Source organism: Iocasia fonsfrigidae (assembly GCF_017751145.1).
GTDB lineage: Bacteria > Bacillota > Halanaerobiia > Halanaerobiales > DTU029 > Iocasia > Iocasia fonsfrigidae.
Genome location: NZ_CP046640.1, coordinates 3,579,761 through 3,600,762 on the forward strand (window position 1 = coordinate 3,579,761; position 21,002 = coordinate 3,600,762).

21 protein-coding genes are annotated in these 21,002 nt (G+C 34.8%); all 21 read right to left on the minus strand.

All coding sequences use genetic code 11. The features are described from left to right. Complete coding sequence (locus GM661_RS17170) at nucleotides 1–1,791, minus strand: L-fucose isomerase (RefSeq protein WP_230867894.1); 1,791 nt, start codon at nucleotides 1,789–1,791, stop codon at nucleotides 1–3. A 51-nt stretch (nucleotides 1,792–1,842) separates the two neighbouring features. Continuing rightward, nucleotides 1,843–1,995, minus strand: a complete 153-nt coding sequence (locus GM661_RS17175) for a hypothetical protein (protein ID WP_230867895.1) — start codon at nucleotides 1,993–1,995, stop codon at nucleotides 1,843–1,845. Nucleotides 1,996–2,050: 55 nt separating this feature from the next. Continuing rightward, nucleotides 2,051–3,061 carry a LacI family DNA-binding transcriptional regulator gene (locus GM661_RS17180; RefSeq protein ID WP_230867896.1) on the minus strand — a complete coding sequence of 337 codons (1,011 nt, stop codon included), beginning with the start codon at nucleotides 3,059–3,061 and terminating at the stop codon, nucleotides 2,051–2,053. A gap of 318 nt (nucleotides 3,062–3,379) precedes the next feature. Continuing rightward, complete coding sequence (locus GM661_RS17185) at nucleotides 3,380–4,339, minus strand: phosphoglycerate dehydrogenase (protein ID WP_230867897.1); 960 nt, start codon at nucleotides 4,337–4,339, stop codon at nucleotides 3,380–3,382. A 28-nt stretch (nucleotides 4,340–4,367) separates the two neighbouring features. Then, nucleotides 4,368–5,648: a TRAP transporter large permease gene (locus tag GM661_RS17190; RefSeq protein WP_125986501.1), complete on the minus strand. Its 1,281-nt coding sequence runs from the start codon at nucleotides 5,646–5,648 to the stop codon at nucleotides 4,368–4,370. Nucleotide 5,649: 1 nt separating this feature from the next. After that, entirely contained in the window at nucleotides 5,650–6,183 is a 534-nt protein-coding gene (locus GM661_RS17195) for a TRAP transporter small permease (protein ID WP_125986503.1), read from the minus strand. A gap of 84 nt (nucleotides 6,184–6,267) precedes the next feature. Continuing rightward, nucleotides 6,268–7,332: a DctP family TRAP transporter solute-binding subunit gene (locus GM661_RS17200; RefSeq protein WP_230867898.1), complete on the minus strand. Its 1,065-nt coding sequence runs from the start codon at nucleotides 7,330–7,332 to the stop codon at nucleotides 6,268–6,270. Nucleotides 7,333–7,571: 239 nt separating this feature from the next. Then, nucleotides 7,572–8,462, minus strand: a complete 891-nt coding sequence (gene dapA, locus GM661_RS17205) for a 4-hydroxy-tetrahydrodipicolinate synthase (RefSeq protein ID WP_230867899.1) — start codon at nucleotides 8,460–8,462, stop codon at nucleotides 7,572–7,574. A gap of 552 nt (nucleotides 8,463–9,014) precedes the next feature. Beyond that, nucleotides 9,015–9,791 (minus strand): IclR family transcriptional regulator, encoded by a 777-nt coding sequence (locus GM661_RS17210; protein ID WP_230867900.1) that lies wholly within the window; start codon nucleotides 9,789–9,791, stop codon nucleotides 9,015–9,017. A gap of 31 nt (nucleotides 9,792–9,822) precedes the next feature. After that, complete coding sequence (gene kdsB, locus GM661_RS17215; RefSeq protein ID WP_230867901.1) at nucleotides 9,823–10,548, minus strand: 3-deoxy-manno-octulosonate cytidylyltransferase; 726 nt, start codon at nucleotides 10,546–10,548, stop codon at nucleotides 9,823–9,825. A gap of 152 nt (nucleotides 10,549–10,700) precedes the next feature. Continuing rightward, nucleotides 10,701–11,147 carry a YhcH/YjgK/YiaL family protein gene (locus tag GM661_RS17220; protein WP_230867902.1) on the minus strand — a complete coding sequence of 149 codons (447 nt, stop codon included), beginning with the start codon at nucleotides 11,145–11,147 and terminating at the stop codon, nucleotides 10,701–10,703. A gap of 727 nt (nucleotides 11,148–11,874) precedes the next feature. Next, the gene (locus tag GM661_RS17225) at nucleotides 11,875–13,860 is read right to left on the minus strand and encodes a methyl-accepting chemotaxis protein (protein ID WP_230867903.1); all 1,986 of its coding nucleotides are present in this window, start codon (nucleotides 13,858–13,860) and stop codon (nucleotides 11,875–11,877) included. Nucleotides 13,861–13,922: 62 nt separating this feature from the next. Continuing rightward, nucleotides 13,923–14,549 (minus strand): dihydroxyacetone kinase subunit DhaL, encoded by a 627-nt coding sequence (dhaL, locus tag GM661_RS17230; protein ID WP_230867904.1) that lies wholly within the window; start codon nucleotides 14,547–14,549, stop codon nucleotides 13,923–13,925. A gap of 14 nt (nucleotides 14,550–14,563) precedes the next feature. After that, nucleotides 14,564–15,574 carry a dihydroxyacetone kinase subunit DhaK gene (dhaK, locus tag GM661_RS17235; protein WP_230867905.1) on the minus strand — a complete coding sequence of 337 codons (1,011 nt, stop codon included), beginning with the start codon at nucleotides 15,572–15,574 and terminating at the stop codon, nucleotides 14,564–14,566. A gap of 310 nt (nucleotides 15,575–15,884) precedes the next feature. Continuing rightward, the gene (locus tag GM661_RS17240) at nucleotides 15,885–16,145 is read right to left on the minus strand and encodes an HPr family phosphocarrier protein (RefSeq protein ID WP_125986518.1); all 261 of its coding nucleotides are present in this window, start codon (nucleotides 16,143–16,145) and stop codon (nucleotides 15,885–15,887) included. 4 nt (nucleotides 16,146–16,149) lie between these two features. Next, the gene (dhaM, locus tag GM661_RS17245; protein ID WP_125986520.1) at nucleotides 16,150–16,554 is read right to left on the minus strand and encodes a dihydroxyacetone kinase phosphoryl donor subunit DhaM; all 405 of its coding nucleotides are present in this window, start codon (nucleotides 16,552–16,554) and stop codon (nucleotides 16,150–16,152) included. Between the two features lie 2 nt (nucleotides 16,555–16,556). Further along, nucleotides 16,557–17,192, minus strand: coding sequence for a dihydroxyacetone kinase subunit DhaL (gene dhaL / locus GM661_RS17250; protein WP_407929683.1), 636 nt, complete (start codon nucleotides 17,190–17,192; stop codon nucleotides 16,557–16,559). Next, the gene (dhaK, locus tag GM661_RS17255; protein ID WP_230867906.1) at nucleotides 17,188–18,198 is read right to left on the minus strand and encodes a dihydroxyacetone kinase subunit DhaK; all 1,011 of its coding nucleotides are present in this window, start codon (nucleotides 18,196–18,198) and stop codon (nucleotides 17,188–17,190) included. The genes dhaL (GM661_RS17250) and dhaK (GM661_RS17255) overlap by 5 nt, the downstream gene beginning before the upstream one ends. A gap of 163 nt (nucleotides 18,199–18,361) precedes the next feature. Beyond that, nucleotides 18,362–19,708 carry an L-cysteine desulfidase family protein gene (locus GM661_RS17260; RefSeq protein WP_230867907.1) on the minus strand — a complete coding sequence of 449 codons (1,347 nt, stop codon included), beginning with the start codon at nucleotides 19,706–19,708 and terminating at the stop codon, nucleotides 18,362–18,364. Nucleotides 19,709–19,756: 48 nt separating this feature from the next. Beyond that, a complete protein-coding gene (locus GM661_RS17265; RefSeq protein ID WP_230867908.1) occupies nucleotides 19,757–20,245 on the minus strand; it encodes an L-2-amino-thiazoline-4-carboxylic acid hydrolase in 489 nt (162 codons plus the stop codon). A gap of 35 nt (nucleotides 20,246–20,280) precedes the next feature. Then, a complete protein-coding gene (locus GM661_RS17270) occupies nucleotides 20,281–20,994 on the minus strand; it encodes an ABC transporter ATP-binding protein (RefSeq protein ID WP_125986530.1) in 714 nt (237 codons plus the stop codon). Nucleotides 20,995–21,002: the final 8 nt, after the last annotated feature.

The following is a 21,002-nucleotide window of genomic DNA, read 5'->3' on the forward strand; positions in this document are numbered from 1 at the left end:
TTATTTATACAGAGGCCCAAAATTCTTACAGGCCCTGTAATCTGCCCCTTCTAAATCACTGCTGCCAAATGCCTTCCAAGTATCAGGTCTAAATATCCTGTCTTCTGAAACATTATGCATGGAAACTGGAATTCGCAAGAGAGAGGCCAGCGTTATTAAGAGGTCACCAATATGTCCATAACTTATTACCCCGTGATTTGAACCCCAGTTATCCATTACAGAATATACATCTCTAAAAGCCGTTTTTTCTGTTAAAACAGGTGCAAACCAGGTTGTCGGCCAGGTTGGGTCTGTTCTCTTATCCAGAATATCATGTACATCTTCTGGTAGTTCTACAGTATAGCCCTCAGCAATCTGTAAGACTGGTCCCAGTCCCTTAATAATATTAATCCTGGACATAGTTACTGGCATCTCCCCTTTAGTAACAAATTGTGAGGAGAATCCTCCACCTCTGAAATATCCTAGACTGGCAGGCCGCCAGGTAGTGGCCTCCAGGCATTTGTCAACTTCTTCATCTGTAATATCCCAGTATGGTTTCATAACTGGTTTTCCATTATCACTCTGTTGACCTGTTCCATCAAGGGCAGCTGATCCTGAATTTATTAAATGGATTATACCCTTACTGGCCCGCCCACTTAATTTCTGTCCGGTAACACGCTCTACAGCAGCTGAACTCCAGTATGTCCTTACATCAGCAAAGACCTGGGCTGTTCCTGTTAATAAATGTCCAAATAGCATGGTAATACCATTTAAAGTGTCATTCTCAGTGGCTACGTTAAATGACTCCCTGATACCATTCCAGTCAAATGAGGAATTTAAAATTGCTTCCATAAAGTCTCCATTGGGGAAATGATCAGTCCACTGTCTCTGTCCCTGAAATCCACTGGCTATTGCATTATGTCCCAGGGCTTCTTCTTCAAAATTAAGCTCTGCTAGTTTATCATTTCCTATCATCAGGTCCCTTACTATCAGGGTCATTTTAACTACAAATTCCCAGTCACGATCTTTTTCCTTACGAGAACGCTGTGTTTCTGGAGAATTATTATCCTGACCCTCCTGACAATTTTCTTTAACCCAGTTAATTGCCTTCTGGTACTCATCATGATCATATATCTCTTCTTCTATCCTGCGGTAGAGCTCTGACATATCAACATATTCATTCCTCATACCTAAGTAATCCTGAAAAAATGACTCATCCACAATACAGCCAGCTATCCCCATAGAAACAGAACCAATTGATAGGTATGATTTATTTTTCATGGTTGCCACAGCAATACCAGCCCTGGCAAATTTCAATAATTTTTCTTTTGCCTCTTCTGGGATAGTATTGTCATCCATATCCTGAACATTCTCACCATATATTCCGAAAGCAGGTAATCCTTTCTGGTTATGGGCCGCCAATACAGCTGCCAGATATACTGCCCCTGGCCTTTCAGTACCATTAAAACCCCAGATAGCCTTTGGTCTCCCTGGGACTGTATCCATGGTTTCAGTACCATAACACCAGCACGGAGTCACAGAAATACTGACACCTACATTTTCTTTCTCAAATAATTCCTCAGCTTTAGCTGCTTCAGCAACACCACCAATACAGGAATCAGCGATAACACACTCAACAGATAAGCCGTTAGCATATCTTAGATTATTTTCAATCAGCCCAGCAACAGATTTGGCCATATTGAGTGTCTTCTCTTCTAAAGAATCCCTGATACCCCTTCTACCATCTATAATGGGTCTAATCCCAATTTTGGGCATGTTTCCTATTAGTCTTTTCTTACCTTGATTAACCATCACTAATCACTCCTTTAATACACTCCCCATTCGATCATTAAAGACCATTGCTCACCTAATAAACTCCACTTTCCCACCAAGTTTCCCTATATCGGCTGCCTGATTAACACCTTTAACCCCAGGAAACTCATTAAACGATTCTCCAATAATAGTTTCACCCTTTTCTGGATTACGTACTGTCTTAACTACTAGAGCCATATTCATACTATCAGCTACAAGTATATTCTCTATTTTAGATTGCTCCCTTAAAACAAAACCTTTAATTTTTAAGATTTAAAACTGAGTCCCCAATTGCAATTTTAGCCTCCAATTTTATTTCTTTTTTTCCTTTTTTTGAACCCAAAAGTTTATTTAATAATATTTCTGCTGAATTTTTACCAATTTCATGAATCATCTGTTCCAAATATGTCATTTTAGGACAAATTAATTCATTCATAGATATATTACCAAAACTTACAAGAGAAAAATCCTTTGGTATTTCCAAATTGTCTTTATTAGCCTGTATTAGAATACCCTTAGTTATCAAACTACTGCCAGATATTATAGCTGTAGGCCTTTTTTTTAGATTTAATAGTTCTTTCAAACTTTTCTTTCCAAAATCAACCGTAAAATGCCCAAATTTCAAGTAATCATTATTAATCTCTAGTTTAAATTCATAGCAAGCCTTTGTATATCCTACATATCGATCATAATTAGTAATAATATCTCTAGGCCCAGTTGTAAGTGCTATTGACCTATGGTTTTGGTCCAACAAATACTTAACCATTTGATAAGTTGCAGTCACTTTATCTACATATACTGAGTCAAATTTATTCTTTACTGGTCTTCTATCAATAAAAACAATTGGCATACCTGCTGCCTGTAGTTCATTTAAATAATCTTCATTCTCACCTGTAGAAGAAATTACTAAAGCATCAATTCGTTTTTCATATAATAATTTTATATATTCTAGTTCTTTTTGAGGACTATCATCTGTACTACCTAAAATAAGAGTATAACCTTCTTGATGAACTATATTCTCAATTTCCTTTATTATTCTCATAAAAAAAGGATTAGATATATCGGAAATTATAATACCAATTGTATTTGTTGTATTACTTTTCAGACCCTGGGCTATCCGGTTGGGTTTATAATCTAGTTTTTCAATAACTTTCAAAACTTTTTTGCGTAAAGCAGGATTCACATTATCTGCTTTATTTATTACTCTAGAAACGGTTGCAATAGATACTCCCGCTTCCTTTGCAACATCCTTTATAGTATAAACCTCCATAAACCATACACTCTCCAAACTCTTTATATGAAATATTAATATAATTATAATGATTTCTAGAAATATAATCAAGTTTTCAGGTCAATATTGAAAAAATGACTATTCCTATTAAAATTCAAAGACTTTAACTATATAATTATGTGCTTAATTATATAACTAAGAACTAAAAAAATAAGCCCTTTCACAATTTATTTATACTACAGTTTACTTTAATTTAATTTCCCTGTACATTTGATTATGAAAGAGACTTATATAAAAATTATTTCTACAAGTCAGTTTACAAATTAATTATGATATATTATGATATATATTGTATTATTATTTTACTTCACTTAATGGTTCTTTTCCTTCTATAACATTCACAACATTCTGCATAGAATATTGGGCTATTCTTTCAGTTGCTTCATAAGTAGCAGCACCAATATGTGGCAAGGCAATAACACGCTCATGTTTAACTAAAGCTGAACCCACCGGAGGTTCATTGATAAATGCATCTAAAGCAGCTCCTGCAATTTCTTTATCCTCAATAGCTTTTAATAATGCCTCTTCATTAACTACTCCACCTCGAGCTGTATTGATTAAAAAGGCATTTTTCTTCATTGCCTTAAGTTCATTCTCAGATATAAGGTCTCTGGTAGCTTTATTTATTGGAATATGCAGAGATATAAAGTCTGATTCTTTAATTATTTTCTCTAATTCAACATATTCTAAATTATATTTTTCAGCAAATTCTTCATCTTTAAAAAGATCATAAACCATTACATCCATATTTAAACCCTGAATAATTTTCACTAAACATTTACCTATATTCCCCAAACCAATAATACCCAACTTCTTTCCAGTTACTTCTGTCCCCATAGAAGATATCCATAAATCATCTTTCATTTTATTATCTAAAAAAGTAATATCTCTTGATAAACAAAAAATAATACCCAGCACTAATTCAGCAACAGAATTACTATTTAAACCAGGACAATTAGTCACTCTAACATTTTTTTCTGCAGCTGACTTTTTATCAATATTATCAGTACCAACCCCAAACTTACAAACTACTTTTAAATTACTAGCAGAATTTAATACCTTCTCAGTTACCTTTTCTAATCCAACAATATAACCATCAACATCTTTAATTTTTTCAATAATTTTTTCCTCACTTAAAGCTGCATTTTCATAAACAACAATTACTTCATAACCTTTTTTTTCTAATGGTTTTACAAGTTTTTTATCTATAGTTTCTTTTTCTTTTTTTGTCAATGTAATTAATATTTTTTTAGACATTTAAAAATCAACTCCCTTATCTTATCCACTAATATCCAAGTAATCTTGGCACAAACAATACAACCTCAGGCATAAAAGTAATAATTAACAATGCAATAATTTCCATAATCATAAAGGGTAATATAGAACGTGTTATCTGACCCATTGATATATCTGCAATAGGACAAGCAACAAACAAGCAAACACCTAGTGGAGGTGTAGCAAGGCCAATATTTAAGTTAACCAGCATAATCAAAGCAAAGTGTAGGGGATCAATACCTAGTTGAATTGCAATAGGCATTAAGATAGGACCAAGTAAAATGGCATTTGCTCCTGTTTCCATAATCATACCCATAAATAATAAAAACGCATTAACTAGTAACAAGAAAGTAACTTTAGTAAGATCTAAAGATAATAAGAAACTTGCTAAAAACTGTGGGATTCTTTCAATAGACAAAGCCCAACCAAAAACATTAGCAGCTCCAATAATCATGATTATAACAGAGGTAGTAATACCGCTTTTGATTAAAGATTTTTGTAAATCTTCCAGGCTCAAAGACTTAAATACTAAAAATCCAATAACCAAAGCATAAGCAACAGCAATTGCAGCAGCCTCTGTTGGTGTAAAGAGACCACTAAAAATACCTCCTACAATTATTATAGGCATAATCAAAGAATATATTGCTTTCTTAGTTACAACCCAAAATTCTTTACTACTCACCTTTCCTTCACGATACGGATGATCCTTTTTCTTACTAATAATATAAGCCATCACCATTAAAGCAAGTCCTATTACTATTCCAGGTATAATACCCGCAGCAAAAAGACTACCTACAGACAAACCCATAATCGAACCAAACACAACCATAATGATACTAGGGGGTATAATAGGCCCAATAACCGAAGAAGCAGCTGTAACTGCCGCACTATACTCGGGTTCAAATCCTTGCTCTTCCATAGCAGGAATTAATATCGAACCAAGTGCTGATGTATCGGCAACTCCTGCACCAGTTAAACCTGCAAAAAGTATACTTGCTAGTATATTAACTTGAGCTAATCCTCCCCTTACCCTTCCAATAATTAAATTTGCAAACTCAACTAAACTTTTTGTAATACCAGTTCTATTCATTAATTCTCCTGCTAAAATGAAAAAAGGGATAGCCAATAGAACAAAAGAATCAATTGAGCTGAAAAATCTTTGCGCAATAACTTCAATCGGCATTACACCCCAAGCAAGTAAGAATACTAAAGAACTAGTAGCCAACGAAAATGCTATTGGTACACCTAAAATCATAGTAATTATAAAAGGTATAAAAAGCCACCAAGCCATTTTACATCCCCCCATTTCTATCAAAAATAAATCTATCTAAATTATCAATAACTAAATATATTAAGTTAATAATCATTAAAATTCCACCTACAGGTATAGCTACTTTGGGCCAAAACATTTTTAATTCTAATGCAGTTGACGTAATCCTATTTGCTTTTATAGCTGACTCCCATCCAACATTTATAAAGTAGAACAAAAAAAATATCATGATAATTGCATTAAATATTACAATCAGATTCCTATATCTTTTGGGAAATAGTGTAATAAAAAAATCCACACCAGCGTGAGCACCCCTTTTCAAGGCAGCACTAGCTGATAAGACTCCAATCCAAATTAATAAATATCTTGAAAGTTCTTCAGTCCATGAAAAAGAAACCCCTAAAAATCTAGTTATAATCTGTAATAATACAATAATTAACATTATAAACACCAATATAGCAGTAAAGTTAATCGTTATTACATCAATAAAATTAGTAATTTTCTTAATTGGTTTATATATAAAAAAATGTTTTTTATTATCTTTTCCTTTTGTCAAAACAAAGCCCCCCTTTTTTAAGTGTAATATTTCCGGAGTAAAAAATTTTACTCCGGAAATAATTTTATTACTTTATTTGATTTCCTAATAACCTAAGGCTTCTTCTGCATTAGAAACAGCTTCTAACATACCAGCTACTGTTTCTTCACCAATTTTATCTTGTAAATATTCTACTACTGGTGGTTGAGCAATTTCTGCAAAGGCTGTTTTTTCTTCCATAGTTGGCACATATATATTCATACCTTCATCTTTTAATTTCTCGAGCCCTGGGCCACTAGAATGAATTGTTTCAATTCCTCTATTAACAACCTCAGCTTGTCTTGCTGCTTGTATCATAACTATCTGAATTTCTTCAGGCAAACTATTATAGAAATCGTCATTAATAACAAAACCATCTTCACTCCAGAGATGTCCGTCCAAAGTTAAATAATTTTGAACTTCATTTAAGTTGTTTACAGCTATTACAGAAACAGGATTTTCTTGACCATCAACTACACCTGTCTGTAAAGAAGTATATAATTCGCTAAACGCCATTGGAACAGGATTAGCATCAAAAGCCTTCATCATTCTAACAAATACCGGTGATTGCATAACACGCATTTTTTGACCTTTTAAATCTGCTGGTGATTTAATAAATTTATCACTATGACTAAAGTGCCTTACACCATTCTGCCCCATTGCTAACAGTCTTAAACCAGTTTTTTCTCTCATATCTTCTTTCAAATTTGTCCAGTATTCACTATTATCAAAAACATACCAAGCTATCTCTGGGGATTTGAATAAATAAGGAATATTAATCACTTCAAATTCTGGATAAAATCCAGCTAAAACTCCCGTTTCAACACATCCTTGTATGCTGCCATTCATTACCATTTCAACTGAAGCCTTATTATCACCTAACTGAGCATTAGGATATAATTCAACCTTAACAGCACCATCTGTTCCTGATTCAACAAGATTTTTAAAGATAAAAGCTAAACCATGTTCTTGTTCCCATTGCACAACTTCTGTGTTTAATGTCTCAGGAGCATTATAAGATATTCTCATCACCACAGGATTATCTGGAGTTGGATTAACTGCCATACTAACCATAGAAACTGCCAATAGTAAACAAAGTGTTATCACACTAATTATTGATATTTTTCTCATTATTCTTCCTCCTTAATAGTTTTTTTAAGCAAAAATATTTTTTTGAATGTTTATCTTTATATCCCCCCCTAGACTAGAATTATATTACTTTTAACTAAAGTTAGTTTTAGTGTATAAACAAACTAACTCTTCTGCCTCATTCATTTTAACACAAAGATGCTTTAGTGGAAACGTTTGTAATTTAACAATCTTTTCAATATCTTTTTTTTATAACTTAAATATTAGTTTTCTTTCTTCTTTTATATTTGTTCAAGTATTTTTTGCATATCATTTCTTAGGGCTTTAATTTCCTCTTCACTTATATCTAATAATGGTTTATGTGTATATGTTTTCTTTAATCCTCTAATCTCAACACCAGTTTTTAAATAAGCTAAGTTAGCTCCTTCTTTCAAGATAATAGTTGCCTCAGTACATAATTTTTGAATTCGTCTAGCTTCTTCATAATTTTCATTCATGGTTAAATCATATAATTTTACAAACAATTCAGGAAACACATTAGAAATACCTGACACTGCACCTTTTGCTCCACATACCATAGCTGGAAGTATTAAAGGATCACAACCTTGTAATACATCAAAATTATCATCAGTCTTATTTATAAAATTATTTAAACGAATCATATCTGACATACTATTTTTTATGCCAACAATGTTTATAATTTTAGACAATTCAGTTACTGTCTCTGGAAGTAACTCACTACCAGAACGACCAGGTAAATTATAAAGATATAAAGGATAATCCTCTCCAACACTTTTAGCAATTGCATGATAATATTCTTTTATTTCCTGTTGATTCACACAATGATATATAGGAGTAATAGCCCCAATACCAGATACACCCACCTCTTTAGCATGTACAGCTAATTCACAAGCATTACTTGTTGGTATTGAACCAATCATTGCAAAGATAGGCACCCTACCATCTGCATACTCAACTGCCAATTCAGCAACTTCTTTTCTTTCTTCCTTGTCTAGCAAAAATGCTTCCCCTGTTGTACCAAGAATATAAAGTCCATGCACTCCCTTTTCAACAAGGAAGTTAATATGATCCTTTAAAGCTTCTTTGTCTAATTTCCCTTCTTTAGTAAATGGAGTCAATAGTGCTGTATTAATACCCTTCATGCGTTTCATTTCTAAATACACCTCTTTTTATAGTTTTGTTTTATAGAATTATTTAATAATTCACTTTTTTGTAAACGTTTTATATAGATTCAAACTATTTAAAATTAATTTCATTTCATTATTTAAAGTTATCTTAAGTATAAAACAATTTATTGTTATTTAGTTAGAATATTTAAACTTGTAATCGTTTTACCGGTAGAAAATTAAAAAATACATAATTGTATTACGTAATTATATTGAATTATTAATCCTTTTCAAAAACATAACACAAACCCAATAATGTAAACGTTTTATCATGAAGACTAATAATAAATCAAGATAATCTTAACTATGCATTACTCATTAAAATATATTTTTTTCGAAATACATACTAAAATTTAATATCCCTTAAGAACAATTCCTGTATTAATAATATCATGTATTAATTATTTTTTCAATAACTATTATATGTCTATAACTACAACAAACGCAAATTAAAGCAATAATCCTTGCTTTTTCTCTAAGTTTCATATGTTCTTTATTATTAATTATTGTTCTTTAATAAAGAACATATGAAACGAGTCAACATTCTTTCCAACCTAATTTTTTAGAAATAATAACAGTAATCTCTTTCATAATATCAGCATATTCTTTAATCTTTTCATCAGAAAATCTTGGGGATGGACCCGTCAAACTCATAGAAGCAAAAGCCTCCCCCTTTTCGTTGAAAATTGGAACACCTACACACCTCACTCCCGGCTCGTGTTCAATATCATCTATAGCATAACCCCTTTTTCTTATATTACCAAGTTCTTTTTTTAACTCATCAGAATCAATTATAGTATTTGCTGTAAATAGAGGAAGGCCCTTTTCTTCAATAATTTTATCTATCTCTTCTTCTTTTAGAAAAGCCATAATCGCCTTCCCTACTCCTGTACAATGCATATATACCCTCCTTTCATTAAGAGATACTGCACTAAACTTATTACCTGGTTGAGCCGATTCAATATATACAACCATACCATCATCTAATACTGTTAAATGAACAGTTTCTCCAATTTTATCAACAAGTTCTTTCATAAATGGAATTGCAACCTCTCTTAATTGAAAACCTTCTCTTACAATATTACCAAGTTCAAATAAACGTATTCCTAGTTTATATTTATTTGTAATTTCATTTTTTTCTACCCAATGATTTTGCGCAAATGTATTTAAAAGATTATAAATACTACTTTTAGATACACCGAATTCTTTACTGAGATCGGTAACACCCATCTCGCCATTTTTAGCTAAACAGTCAATAATTCTTATTCCTTTTTGTAAAGATTTGACTATTCCACTTACCATTACTAAGTTCAACCCCCTTAATAAAAATATTAAAACTTCCTTTTTAAACATTATTATGTTTTAGTAACTTACTTACTCGTTTCAAATCATCCTGAGTATCTACACCCACTAGTTTACAATCTGTTTCTAATACTTTTATTTTAAACCCATTTTCGATCACTCTAAGTTGTTCTAATGATTCTGCAATTTCTAATTCTGTCGGTTCCATCTTAACATAATCCAAGAGAAATTCCCGTTTATACCCATATATACCAATATGTTTAAAATAATCTTGTGCTTTATTTTCCCGTAAATAAGGAAGTGGATATCTTGAAAAATAAATTGCATTAGAATTTTTATCTGTTATAACCTTAACACAATTTGGATTCATAATATCTCTCTCGTTTTCAATCTTTTGTTTTAATGTAGCCATTACACATTCCTCATCACTAAACGCTTCAATAACTTGATTAATCACTTTACTATTTATTAAAGGTTCATCTCCCTGAACATTTATTATAATGTCAACATCAATTGCTGAAGCTACCTCTGCTATACGACTACTACCGTTGATATGATCTTTCCGAGTCATCATAACCTTTCCACCAAAAGATTTAACAATATCATATATTTTTTTATCATCACAGGCAACAACAACATCATATAAATCAGCTTTACTGACACGTTCATAAACATGCTGAATCATTGGTTTTCCATTAATATTAGTTAATACCTTGTTTGGTAATCGTGTTGACTTTAACCTTGCTGGAATTACAGCAACTATTTTCATCTTATCACCTCTCAAAATATCTTAAATCCTTTTAGGATAATAATTAGTTACTAATCTAACGTCAATTAAATCAAATATATTTAATATGCTGAAGTGTTAAAAATTAATTATAACAGTAGCTAATATTACTCATGGAAACAATTATTTCTTTATTAAATTTTAATTTTTATAATAATTTTCTCTACAGCAACTCGAGTCTCTTCAGGATTCAATCCTGACATATGAGCATCTTCTGGAAAAAAAATAGCAAAATCATTATTTTTAAGGTGTACAAATGATTTTACTTCACCTTTTAAAATTTTCAAATCGTTTTTATTGTTATAAACAATTTCATTAAGTATATTTATTGGAGAATAAGCTATTTTTTCTTCACCATTTAGAATAAACTGAATATCTATAAACTTTTCATGAGCTTCCCAAAAAGTCTCACCTAAGTATAAAGTATCATATGTTTCTTTTATAATTAATATATTATCATTTACATTATATTTCCCATATGGTAGATCTTCTAAATTTTCTTTAATTAGATACTCAAACCCAATTTTAAAATTATTATTTAATATATATTTCTTGTAATTTAAAATATTAGATGCAATCATAAAACACCTCCTTTTAAATATTAAAGACAATTACAATATTACAAATCTTTTAAACATATATTGATTAACCAAAACTCAAATTGAATTTGTTAGCAATACCAAAAATTTTATAATATATATCACTAAAACCTTGTTATATTAAAAATTTGACTTAAAAACTTGTCCCCCTCTTTTTGAAGTTATTTGGTGGAATATTACCTTTTTCAATCAGAAAAAGAAAAGTCGGTGACCAACTTTGAAACCAAATGATTAATGTCTTACTTGCTTATATTCAGGTTCAATATTATATTATTTACTATATCATAATTTTACTTGTTAGCAAAGACTTTATGTTCAAAAACAGAAATTCTTAATTTAAAAACAAAAATAACTAAAAATAGTTTCCTTATTAATTTTTAACCTTTACTAACATCAAAAATCATTAAAACTGGTAGAGAACTCCTTCCACCATTATAATGACTGGCTTTATAGAGATATTCGTTTTGAAATTTTTATATCAACAAATCATATTTCCTCACTACCAGGGCTAATTCACGATAATATAAGCTGTTTCTGTATGAGCTACAATTGGCTGGTCAATAATTCATCAGTTACACTTCGCATAACTCTTTCTGCTGCTCCCTTACTCTTGACATATAGTTGCTTATCATCTGTATAATGGCAGAATCCGCACATTAAATAAAACAGTCCTGCCTTTAAAGGCAGGACTGTTTTATTTTTCTTTACCCTATATTTTAAACTTATCCACTGTTTCACTAAGCCTTGCTGATCCATCTGCTAGCTGTTGGGTAAGTGATATAATCTCCTCAGTAGAAGCTATCTGTTCTTCACTGGAAGCAGCAACCTCTTCAGCAGTCTGGGCAAATTCTTCACTAACAACAGATATGTCATTAATTGCCTGATCAACACTCTGGCTATTATGATTCATAACACCAGTCTTCTCTTTAACCCTATCAAGAGACTCTTTTAAATTAACAGCCATCTGATTGATATCAGCAAATATTTTACCTGTCTCCTGAATGGACAGTACACTATCATCAACATTAGCTGTACCCTCAGACATTTGATCTACAGCATCTTTAATTCCAGTCTGTATTTCACTAATTAGGGCAGCTATTTTATCAGTAGCACCTGCTGATTCCTCAGCTAATTCCCTTATCTCATCTGCTACTACACTGAATCCACGTCCTGCTTCCCCAGCACGGGCAGCCTCTATCGCTGCATTTAAAGCCAGCATATTTGTTTGTTCAGAGATACTACTAATTAATCCAACTATTTGTCCAATCTCCTGAGAATACTCTCCAAGTGTATTAATCTCCTTACCTATTCTACTGTTATCATCTTTAACTGCCTTTACTTTGTTAACAGATTCCTTAATTGATTTATTCCCCACAGATATCTTTTGACTTACTTCCTCTGCTTCATTAGCAAGTTCAATAGAACTGGTCCTAATTCCGTCTATTTCATTGCTTAATAATTTTACATTATTAGCTGTTTCATCAACCTGGGCACTCTGCTCTTCGGCACCTGAAGCAACATTTTGTATACTCACTCCAACCTGTTCAGCTGTATTACCAATCTGTTCTACAGAATGCTGTACCTCATTACTTGACTGGACTACATTAGAGGAGACATCCTTGACCTGTTTTATTATATCTCTAAAATTTACTGTCATTTCCCTTACCTGTCTGGCTAAAATACCTATCTCATCCTTACGATTCATAGTATTTCCTGTTATTTCTTTTCTTAAATCTCCTTTAGCCAGACTACTTATTACTTCTAACAGTGTTAGAATTGGTGAGGTTATGTAATTCGCAATAAAATTGCTAACTAGTAGCCCGATTAAGATTGCTATCAGACTGATCAAAAAACTCCCCTTTTTTACAATCTGTAGACCATTTAAAACCTCCTGGCTTTTTACCCCCATTGCTATCGACCAGTCAGTTAAGTCTATTGGTGTATAGACCAGCCACCTCTCTTCCCCCTGCTGCTGATAAAAGTCTACTCCTGACTTACCATGCATTTTGGCTGTAATGCCTTTAAGACCATCTCCTGCATTATCAATCAAAGAACTATTACCTATGTATTTTTCCTCAGGATGGGCAATTGTATTATTATCATCATTAATAATCCAGCCAAAGCCTTTCCCGTTTATATTCATCTCTTGGACTAAAGTCTGTAGAAACTTAAGTTCTATCGTTGCCCCTACAATACCAATAACCTGATCATCAGTAAAGCGTTTTATAATCGGGCTAGCAATAACTATAATCTGTTTGCCTGTTGCCTTACTTATTACCGGGTCAGAAATCACTGTCTCATTATTATTAATTGCTCTCTTAAAATAGGGTCGATCCTTAATATTCCCATTCTCACCAGCAGTAACCTGATACTCTCCTGTTAAATCTGCTACCAGAATAGATTCTATATAGTCCTCGTGGCTTAGTATCCTCTCAAATATAGGCTGCTGTTGCCCCCAGTCCATAAACTTTATTGCATCAGTATCAGCTAAATTCATAATCTGAGCCCTGATAGCCTGTAACTGTAAAGAAATTGCCTCTGCATTACTATTAACAAGCTGTCTGGCAGAATTAACTGCCATCTCCCTTATTACTCCTTTAGACTGGTTATATGCAAACCATGAACTGGTAGCAATAAGTACAATAACCAGTAGACTAATTATAAGCATTAATCTTGATTTAATAGTCTTCAACATAAAAATCCCTCCAAACTATTGAAAAAAGCTGGACCCAGCTGGACCCAGCATAATATATATCCCTAATTTAAATAATCACTAATTGCCTGACAAATCAGGAGTGCTGCTGTAGCACCAGGGTCTTGATTCCCCCTTGATTTTTCACCATAATAATGTGCCCTGCCAAATTGTGAAACCATCTCCTTGGTCTTTTCTACCCCTTCGGCAGCAGCCTCTGCAGCTGCACGATATGCTTCTGGGAGTTCTTTTCCCTCTTTAACAGCCGCATCAAGGGCTTCAGCTGCCGGGACAAGGGAATCAAGGATAGTCTTATCCCCCACCTTGGCCTTACCCCTTTTTTTAATTCCTTCTACTGCTGCATAGGCCATCTCAACAAGGTCATCTGCTTCCAAAATTTCTTTGCCTTTAGAGGCTTTGGCAGCACTCATAATTGCAGATGCCAGTAGTATTCCCATAGTTCCTGCCGCATTTGACATAGACATACTTATCTTCAATAGGCCTTGACCTATATCGTCTCCATCATAGGATTCTATCGCCTCTACAGCAGAATCAAAGCCCTTACACATGGTAAGTCCGAGGTCACCATCACCCATAACAGAATCAAGTTCTATTAAATACTCCCTCTTTTTATGCATTGTATCTCTAATAGCCTTAACAATACCTTTTATCTCATCAATCTTCAATTTCATCTCCCATCACCCCCTTATCTTATATTAGCCTGTGAAAAAAATGGAGTATCTGCCGGGGCATCAAGCAAGTCCTTTAGTTCCTCATCTAGTTTCAGTAAGGTAATAGACATTCCGGCCATCTCCATAGAGGTAGCATATTCACCAATTAAATTACGGTATATTTTAATTCCTTTGTCATTCAAAATTTCGGCTACTTTCCTATAGACAATGTATAATTCTTCCTGCGGTGTTGCTCCTAGGCCATTAAGCAGTACAGCAACTTCATCACCTTCAGTATAGGGTCCATCTTCGAAAATAGCCGCAAGTATTGTTTCAGCTATTTCGTCTGCACTCTTCAATGGCCCCCTGTGGATACCTGGTTCACCATGTATACCCATACCTATCTCCATTTCATCATCAGCAATCTCAAAGGTTGGTTTGCCTACCTGTGGAATTGTACATGGTGAAAGGGCAACCCCCATTGTTCTGATATTGGACAAGGCCTTCCTGGTTACAGCAGCAACCTCTTCAAGCTCTGCCCCGGCAGCCGCCTTGGCTCCAGCAATCTTATAGGCAAAAACTAGTCCAGCTACACCCCGTCGTTTCTCTTCTTCTCCCTTAGGGGAAGAGGCAACATCATCTGTTACCAGTACTGTTTCAACCTTGATATCATCCATTTCTGCCATCTCTGAAGCCATATCAAAGTTCATACAGTCTCCACCATAGTTCCCATAGAGATAAAGAACACCTTTCCCACTATCTATTTCTTTAGTAACATTATACATCTGCTGAGCACTGGGGGAGGCAAACACATCACCTATTACTACCCCATCAAGCATGCCTTTTCCCACATAACCCAGGAAGATAGGTAGATGGCCAGAACCCCCACCAGTAGCAATAGCAACCTTATCCTTTACCGGGGCATCTTTTCTGACCAGCTCGCGCAGGTCGTCTCCAACTGTTCTTAATTCCTCTGGATGGGCCTTAAGAAGGCCTTCTATCATCTCATCAACAAAATTATCTGGATCATTAATAATCTTTTTCACATTATCCCTCCTGAGATTTAATGATTTTCATAAATTAATTATAAATTTTTTAATTCAGTATATTTAAGTTGCATTTAATTTATTCACACTAATGCTTTGTGTAAGCCAATTATATTAATGGAGCGACTCTATATTTTTCACGTAGGCAGGATGCCGAAGTGAAAAATATGTGACAGTAAGTGGAGGCAGGACGCTGTAACGAACGACAAGCGAAATTAATATAATTGGCTGGAACGGAAAAGTCTAATATTTAAGTGCTACTTATATAGTAAAACAGACTCATAATTGATTTAAAAAACTGATAAATCATTTACTCTAAACCATGTAGTAATAGTTCTTCTAATTGATTTAATGCCTCTTCTTCATCCTGTCCCTCAACCTGAAGTGTAAATCTGGCACCACAGGGAATACCCAGGGTCATTATACGCATAATACTTTTCCCATTATATGTTTTCCCTTGATAAGAAATTTTAATATCTGAAGAAAATGTATTGGCCAGTTTTGCAAAGCGGGCAGCAGGGCGGGCATGTAATCCTGTTTCATTCTTTAAAGTAATTTCTTTTTCAAGCATGATATCAATCCCTTTCTATCTTCCTCATATCACGTACAGCTTCAGCAGCAGCCAGTACACTCTCAAGATCAGCTCCGGCAGAAGCCTCAATAGCAGCCATAACTGCCCCTTCCAGAATAGGTGCATCGGCAACCCTGATGTTCCGGGCTTTTTCGGCTGACATTCCCTCTACAAGCATCTCCACACTCATAACTGCACTCCCTAGATCGGCAATAATAACTACTCCCTCGCTGGAATAAACCCCTTCTACAGCCTCTAATATTTTATCAGGGTCTGTACCAATACCACCTTCTTTGTTACCACCACAAGCAGAAAGCTTTAAATCTAAAACATCTGCCATCTGCAAGGCTATATCTTTAATACCATCTGCTGCCTGACTACTATGTGATACAATTACAATACCTACCATTTTTACGCCACACCCTTCAATACAGCCGCAAATTCTTTAATCATTAGATAGCAGGAGACTGCCCCAGGGTCGAGATGCCCCTTACTACGTTCTTTCAAAAAACTGGCCCTACCCTTTTTAGCAAGCAAAGGCTTTGTCGCCTCCATTGATTCTTTAGCAATACTTACTATTTCTTCTAATATCTCATTATCTGTTTTTTCATCTAAGCTAGATTTAAAATAATCAACTACTGGTGTCAAAGTATCTACAATTGTTTTATCACCTGGTTTTGCCTTACCCCTCTTCACTAATCCCTCCAGGGCAGCCCTGAAAAGATTCTTTATATCAGTTAGATCAAGTTCTTTTTCTCCTGTAACCTCTCTACCGGCATACATAAAAGCGGTACCATAGAGTGGACCTGAGGCACCACCTACGGTAGAAACAAGGGTCATTCCAATCGTTTTTAAGATAGTGCCTATACATTTATCTTCAACTTCAGGTAATTTCTCTACTACTGCTTTAAATCCTCTGTTCATATTTATACCGTGGTCAGCATCACCTATCGCTGAATCCAGTTCTGTTAAGTATTCCTTATTTTTTTCCATGGTGGAAGCTATATTTTTTATAATATTAATAACTTGTTCTTTATTACAATTAATCATCTTTTTTCCCTCCCTGTTTCAAAACAAGGGTATCAGCCGGTTCATCCAGTAATTCTTTTAGTTCATCATCCAGTTTAAGCATAGAGATTGAAGCCCCAGCCATTTCCAGGGAGGTCATATATTCATCAACATATGTTTTGTATACCTTAATGCCTCTCTTTCGGCACAAATCCTGAACAGATTTATTTAAAATATAAAGCTCCATTAGCGGGGTAGACCCCAGGCCATTAATTAAGAGAGCTACTTCATCACCAGATTTAAAAGGCAGGTCTTCAACAATACTATCTACCAGATTTTCAGCAATCTCTGCTGCTGATTTAATTTTTATTTTTTCCACACCAGGTTCACCATGTATTCCCAGGCCCACTTCCATCTCATCTTCAGCTATTTCAAAGGTTGGTTTCCCTACAGAAGGCACAGTACATGAAGTTAGAGCCATCCCTTTGGAACGAAGGTTATTGATAGCCTTCTGGGCGACCCTTTTAACTTCACTTAAGGAAGCCCCTTTTTCTGCCATAGCACCTGCAATCTTATGAACAAAAATTGTTCCGGCAATACCCCTTCTTCCTGTAGTATAGGTACTATCCTCCACAGCTACATCATCATTTATAATAACCTGCTCGATCTCTATTCCATCCATTTCAGCCATCTCACTGGCCATTTCAAAATTCATAACATCACCTGAATAGTTTTTGACAATTAAAAGTGACCCTTTCCCTGTATCAACAGCCTTAATCGCCTCCAGAATCTGGTCTGGTGTTGGTGAAGTAAAAACCTCACCTGAAACCGCAGCATCCAGCATACCATAACCGATAAACCCCCCATGGGCAGGTTCATGGCCGCTGCCACCACCACTAATAAGAGTAACCTTATCTTTCTTCTTACTCTCTTTCCTGATTAGGACATTAAAACCATTAACCCTTACTATCTCCGGATGAGCCATTACCATACCAGTCAACATCTCATCAACAACCTGTTCCGGGTCATTAATAATCTTCTTCACATTCTCAACCCCCTTTACCATACATATATTGTAACACAAAGATAAGCGCTGAACAAAATGGCTTCGCCACCCAGACTTAATCAAATATATCAACTTTCTTAAGTCAACTATTTATTACACATAGTTAACCAGACAAATATATTTGTCGGTCTTCAAAGCTATCCTATCCCCCGATAGAAATCCTGTTCTCCTTATATTCCTTCCTGGCAGTTTCAGCCCTCTCTTCCATAATATCTATAATAACCGAGTCCATATTTTTCATGCCTATACAGTTAACTCTTCCCATATTATTCACAGTTACTTCTATAGATGCATCTATTACACCCTGGGCAGAGTCAATACCCTTGTCATCCAGGGCAAATAGGGCCGAGAGATAAGCCTCAAAAGCAGCCGTTCCTACCTTAAGTGCACAACTTTCCTTGGCACCATCACAGACCATACCTGCTGTATTAGCTAACAAAGTCTTTACTGCCAGCACAGCCTGTTCATAATTACCCTCCAATATATATGTCAACCCGGCAGCAGCACCTGAACCAGCAGCTACAGCACAGCCGCATACTGGTGAAAGCCTACCTATCTTGCTTTTTACATAACTAGTAGTAAGATGGCTGATTGCTATGGCCCTGGCAATCTCTTCATCTGTTCTTCCCTTTTTTCTCCCTACAATTGCCAGGGGGATAATAGCTGTAATCCCATGATTGCCACTACCAGCACTACTCATTACTGGTAAAAAGGCTCCACCCATCCTGGCATCAGATGCTGCAAAACTATAACTCTTTATTAAGTAACCAAGCTCTTGCTCAAGTTTATTTTCTTTCATAATTTTCTTTAATGCCTTACCAAACCCGGCACCAGCTGCTGTATCATCACGCAAACCATACTCAGCCATCTTTAAATTCATCTTAACACCATTCATAATATAAGCTACATCATCTTGATCAATATCATCTACTAAAGAAAGGACTTCTCTATAACTTAATTTGCCTATCATATCCTGGATTGATTCTTTCTTATCTTTAGTGTTAGGGAAATCTTTCTTTTCAAATATCGTTTTCCCATTCTTAGAGACCATAGTAATATTAGAATGGTCACCTTCAATAATGCAAATAGTAGCCTGCTTTTTTACAAATACTGCTGCATGAATATACACCCCACTCTTTTCCGGGTGGCAGATAATTGATACCCTCTTATCTTTAATCCATTTTTTAGCCTCTAGCACATCCTCTTTTTGACAATCACGCAGTACCTCTAATCCATAACTGGCCTTGCCACAGATAAGCCCGAGGACAGCAGCTATTGCATTCCCGCGGGCCCCATCTGTCCCAGGTATACCTACATCCATGCCATTTTTATAAACACTATCACTAACTTCAACTTCTATATAATCTATTTCTTCTTTTACTTTAATCTCCTGGCAGGCCCTTGCAACAGCAAGAGCCACAGCACCAGGTTCAGTACAGCCGAGGGCAGGTTTAACTTCTTTTTCTAAGAATTCTTTTAATGTAAACATAGGTATCCTTCCTTATTTAAAGTTTTTCAGGAATGTTAGCTTATTAAACTATTTCTTGGTAATTACTATTTTACAGACATCACCACCGGAGGCAATTGTCTCCTGGAGGTCAAATTCAAAATTATCATAGGTAGATAATATCCCCCGATCACCATCCATAGCAATATCACAGAGATGGTCAATATCTTCCTCATTATCAGTTAGTTTCATCCAGGCAGCAACCAAGGGACAGTAATTAAATTCAACAACAAATTTATCATCGGTAGATTCAACTATATCCATTTCAAAGATATCTTTAACCTGATCATTAGCAAACTCAGCAGCAAACTCTTTCAAGTCATCTGTATCAGTAAATTTATTATCACCATGAAAACAACCACATTTAAAAATAGCCTTTCTAGCAAAATCATCCCAGTCCAGCCCTTTTTTGCGAGCCTCATCAAGCAGGAAATAGAACCAGGTCGCCCTATGTTCAAACGCACCCCTTAGATCATTAATGTGTTCTTCATTTAACTTAGCATTGTTTTTAATAGTCATTAGTAATTCCTCCCTTTATATTTTTAAATAGTTTATCAATCAATACCTAAATAAGCACTGGCAACCTGTGGGTCATCAATTAAGTCATCAGCCTTGCCAGAGTGAATAATCTTTCCTGTTTCCAGCACATAACCCCTGTCAGCAATTTGTAGAGCCATATTAGCATTCTGTTCAATTAAGAGAATGGTTTTTCCCCATTCCCTGATCTTGATAAATTGCTCAAATATCTGTTCAATTAATATCGGTGCCAGACCCAGTGATGGTTCATCTAACATAATAAGATCAGGGTTTAACATCAGTCCCCTCCCAATAGCAAGCATCTGCTGTTCCCCACCACTAAGGGTACCACCATTCTGTTTCCTTCGTTCCTTTAGCCTGGGAAAGAGGTCATATACCTGAATTAAATTCTCTTTTACCCTATCTTCTATTTCCTTGGTATTACCAAAATCACCCATTTTCAGATTCTCTTCAACAGTCATATAGGGGAAAATGTGACGCCCTTCCGGGACATGACACATACCCATCTGGACAATTTCACTCGCTTCACAATCCGTAATATCATTTCCTTTAAAGACAACTCTACCACCACTCTTAGAGACCAGATTAGAAATACTCCTTAAGGTACTGGTCTTACCTGCACCATTTGACCCTATCAAGGTAACAATCTCCTTTTCTTTTATCTGAAAACTTATACCCTGAACAGCAGCAATATTACCATAATTAACATATAAATCCTCAACTTTAAGCAACTTTTTTC

What these genes read in the sequence shown, in the direction of transcription:
- GM661_RS17170 (WP_230867894.1), bottom strand. Translation starts at nt 1,791, where the DNA reads ATGGTTAATCAAGGTAAGAAAAGACTAATAGGAAACATGCCCAAAATT.
- GM661_RS17175 (WP_230867895.1), bottom strand. Translation starts at nt 1,995, where the DNA reads ATGAATATGGCTCTAGTAGTTAAGACAGTACGTAATCCAGAAAAGGGT.
- GM661_RS17180 (WP_230867896.1), bottom strand. Translation starts at nt 3,061, where the DNA reads ATGGAGGTTTATACTATAAAGGATGTTGCAAAGGAAGCGGGAGTATCT.
- GM661_RS17185 (WP_230867897.1), bottom strand. Translation starts at nt 4,339, where the DNA reads ATGTCTAAAAAAATATTAATTACATTGACAAAAAAAGAAAAAGAAACT.
- GM661_RS17190 (WP_125986501.1), bottom strand. Translation starts at nt 5,648, where the DNA reads ATGGCTTGGTGGCTTTTTATACCTTTTATAATTACTATGATTTTAGGT.
- GM661_RS17200 (WP_230867898.1), bottom strand. Translation starts at nt 7,332, where the DNA reads ATGAGAAAAATATCAATAATTAGTGTGATAACACTTTGTTTACTATTG.
- dapA (WP_230867899.1), bottom strand. Translation starts at nt 8,462, where the DNA reads ATGAAACGCATGAAGGGTATTAATACAGCACTATTGACTCCATTTACT.
- kdsB (WP_230867901.1), bottom strand. Translation starts at nt 10,548, where the DNA reads ATGAAAATAGTTGCTGTAATTCCAGCAAGGTTAAAGTCAACACGATTA.
- GM661_RS17220 (WP_230867902.1), bottom strand. Translation starts at nt 11,147, where the DNA reads ATGATTGCATCTAATATTTTAAATTACAAGAAATATATATTAAATAAT.
- GM661_RS17225 (WP_230867903.1), bottom strand. Translation starts at nt 13,860, where the DNA reads ATGTTGAAGACTATTAAATCAAGATTAATGCTTATAATTAGTCTACTG.
- dhaL (WP_230867904.1), bottom strand. Translation starts at nt 14,549, where the DNA reads ATGAAATTGAAGATTGATGAGATAAAAGGTATTGTTAAGGCTATTAGA.
- GM661_RS17240 (WP_125986518.1), bottom strand. Translation starts at nt 16,145, where the DNA reads ATGCTTGAAAAAGAAATTACTTTAAAGAATGAAACAGGATTACATGCC.
- dhaM (WP_125986520.1), bottom strand. Translation starts at nt 16,554, where the DNA reads ATGGTAGGTATTGTAATTGTATCACATAGTAGTCAGGCAGCAGATGGT.
- GM661_RS17260 (WP_230867907.1), bottom strand. Translation starts at nt 19,708, where the DNA reads ATGTTTACATTAAAAGAATTCTTAGAAAAAGAAGTTAAACCTGCCCTC.
- GM661_RS17265 (WP_230867908.1), bottom strand. Translation starts at nt 20,245, where the DNA reads ATGACTATTAAAAACAATGCTAAGTTAAATGAAGAACACATTAATGAT.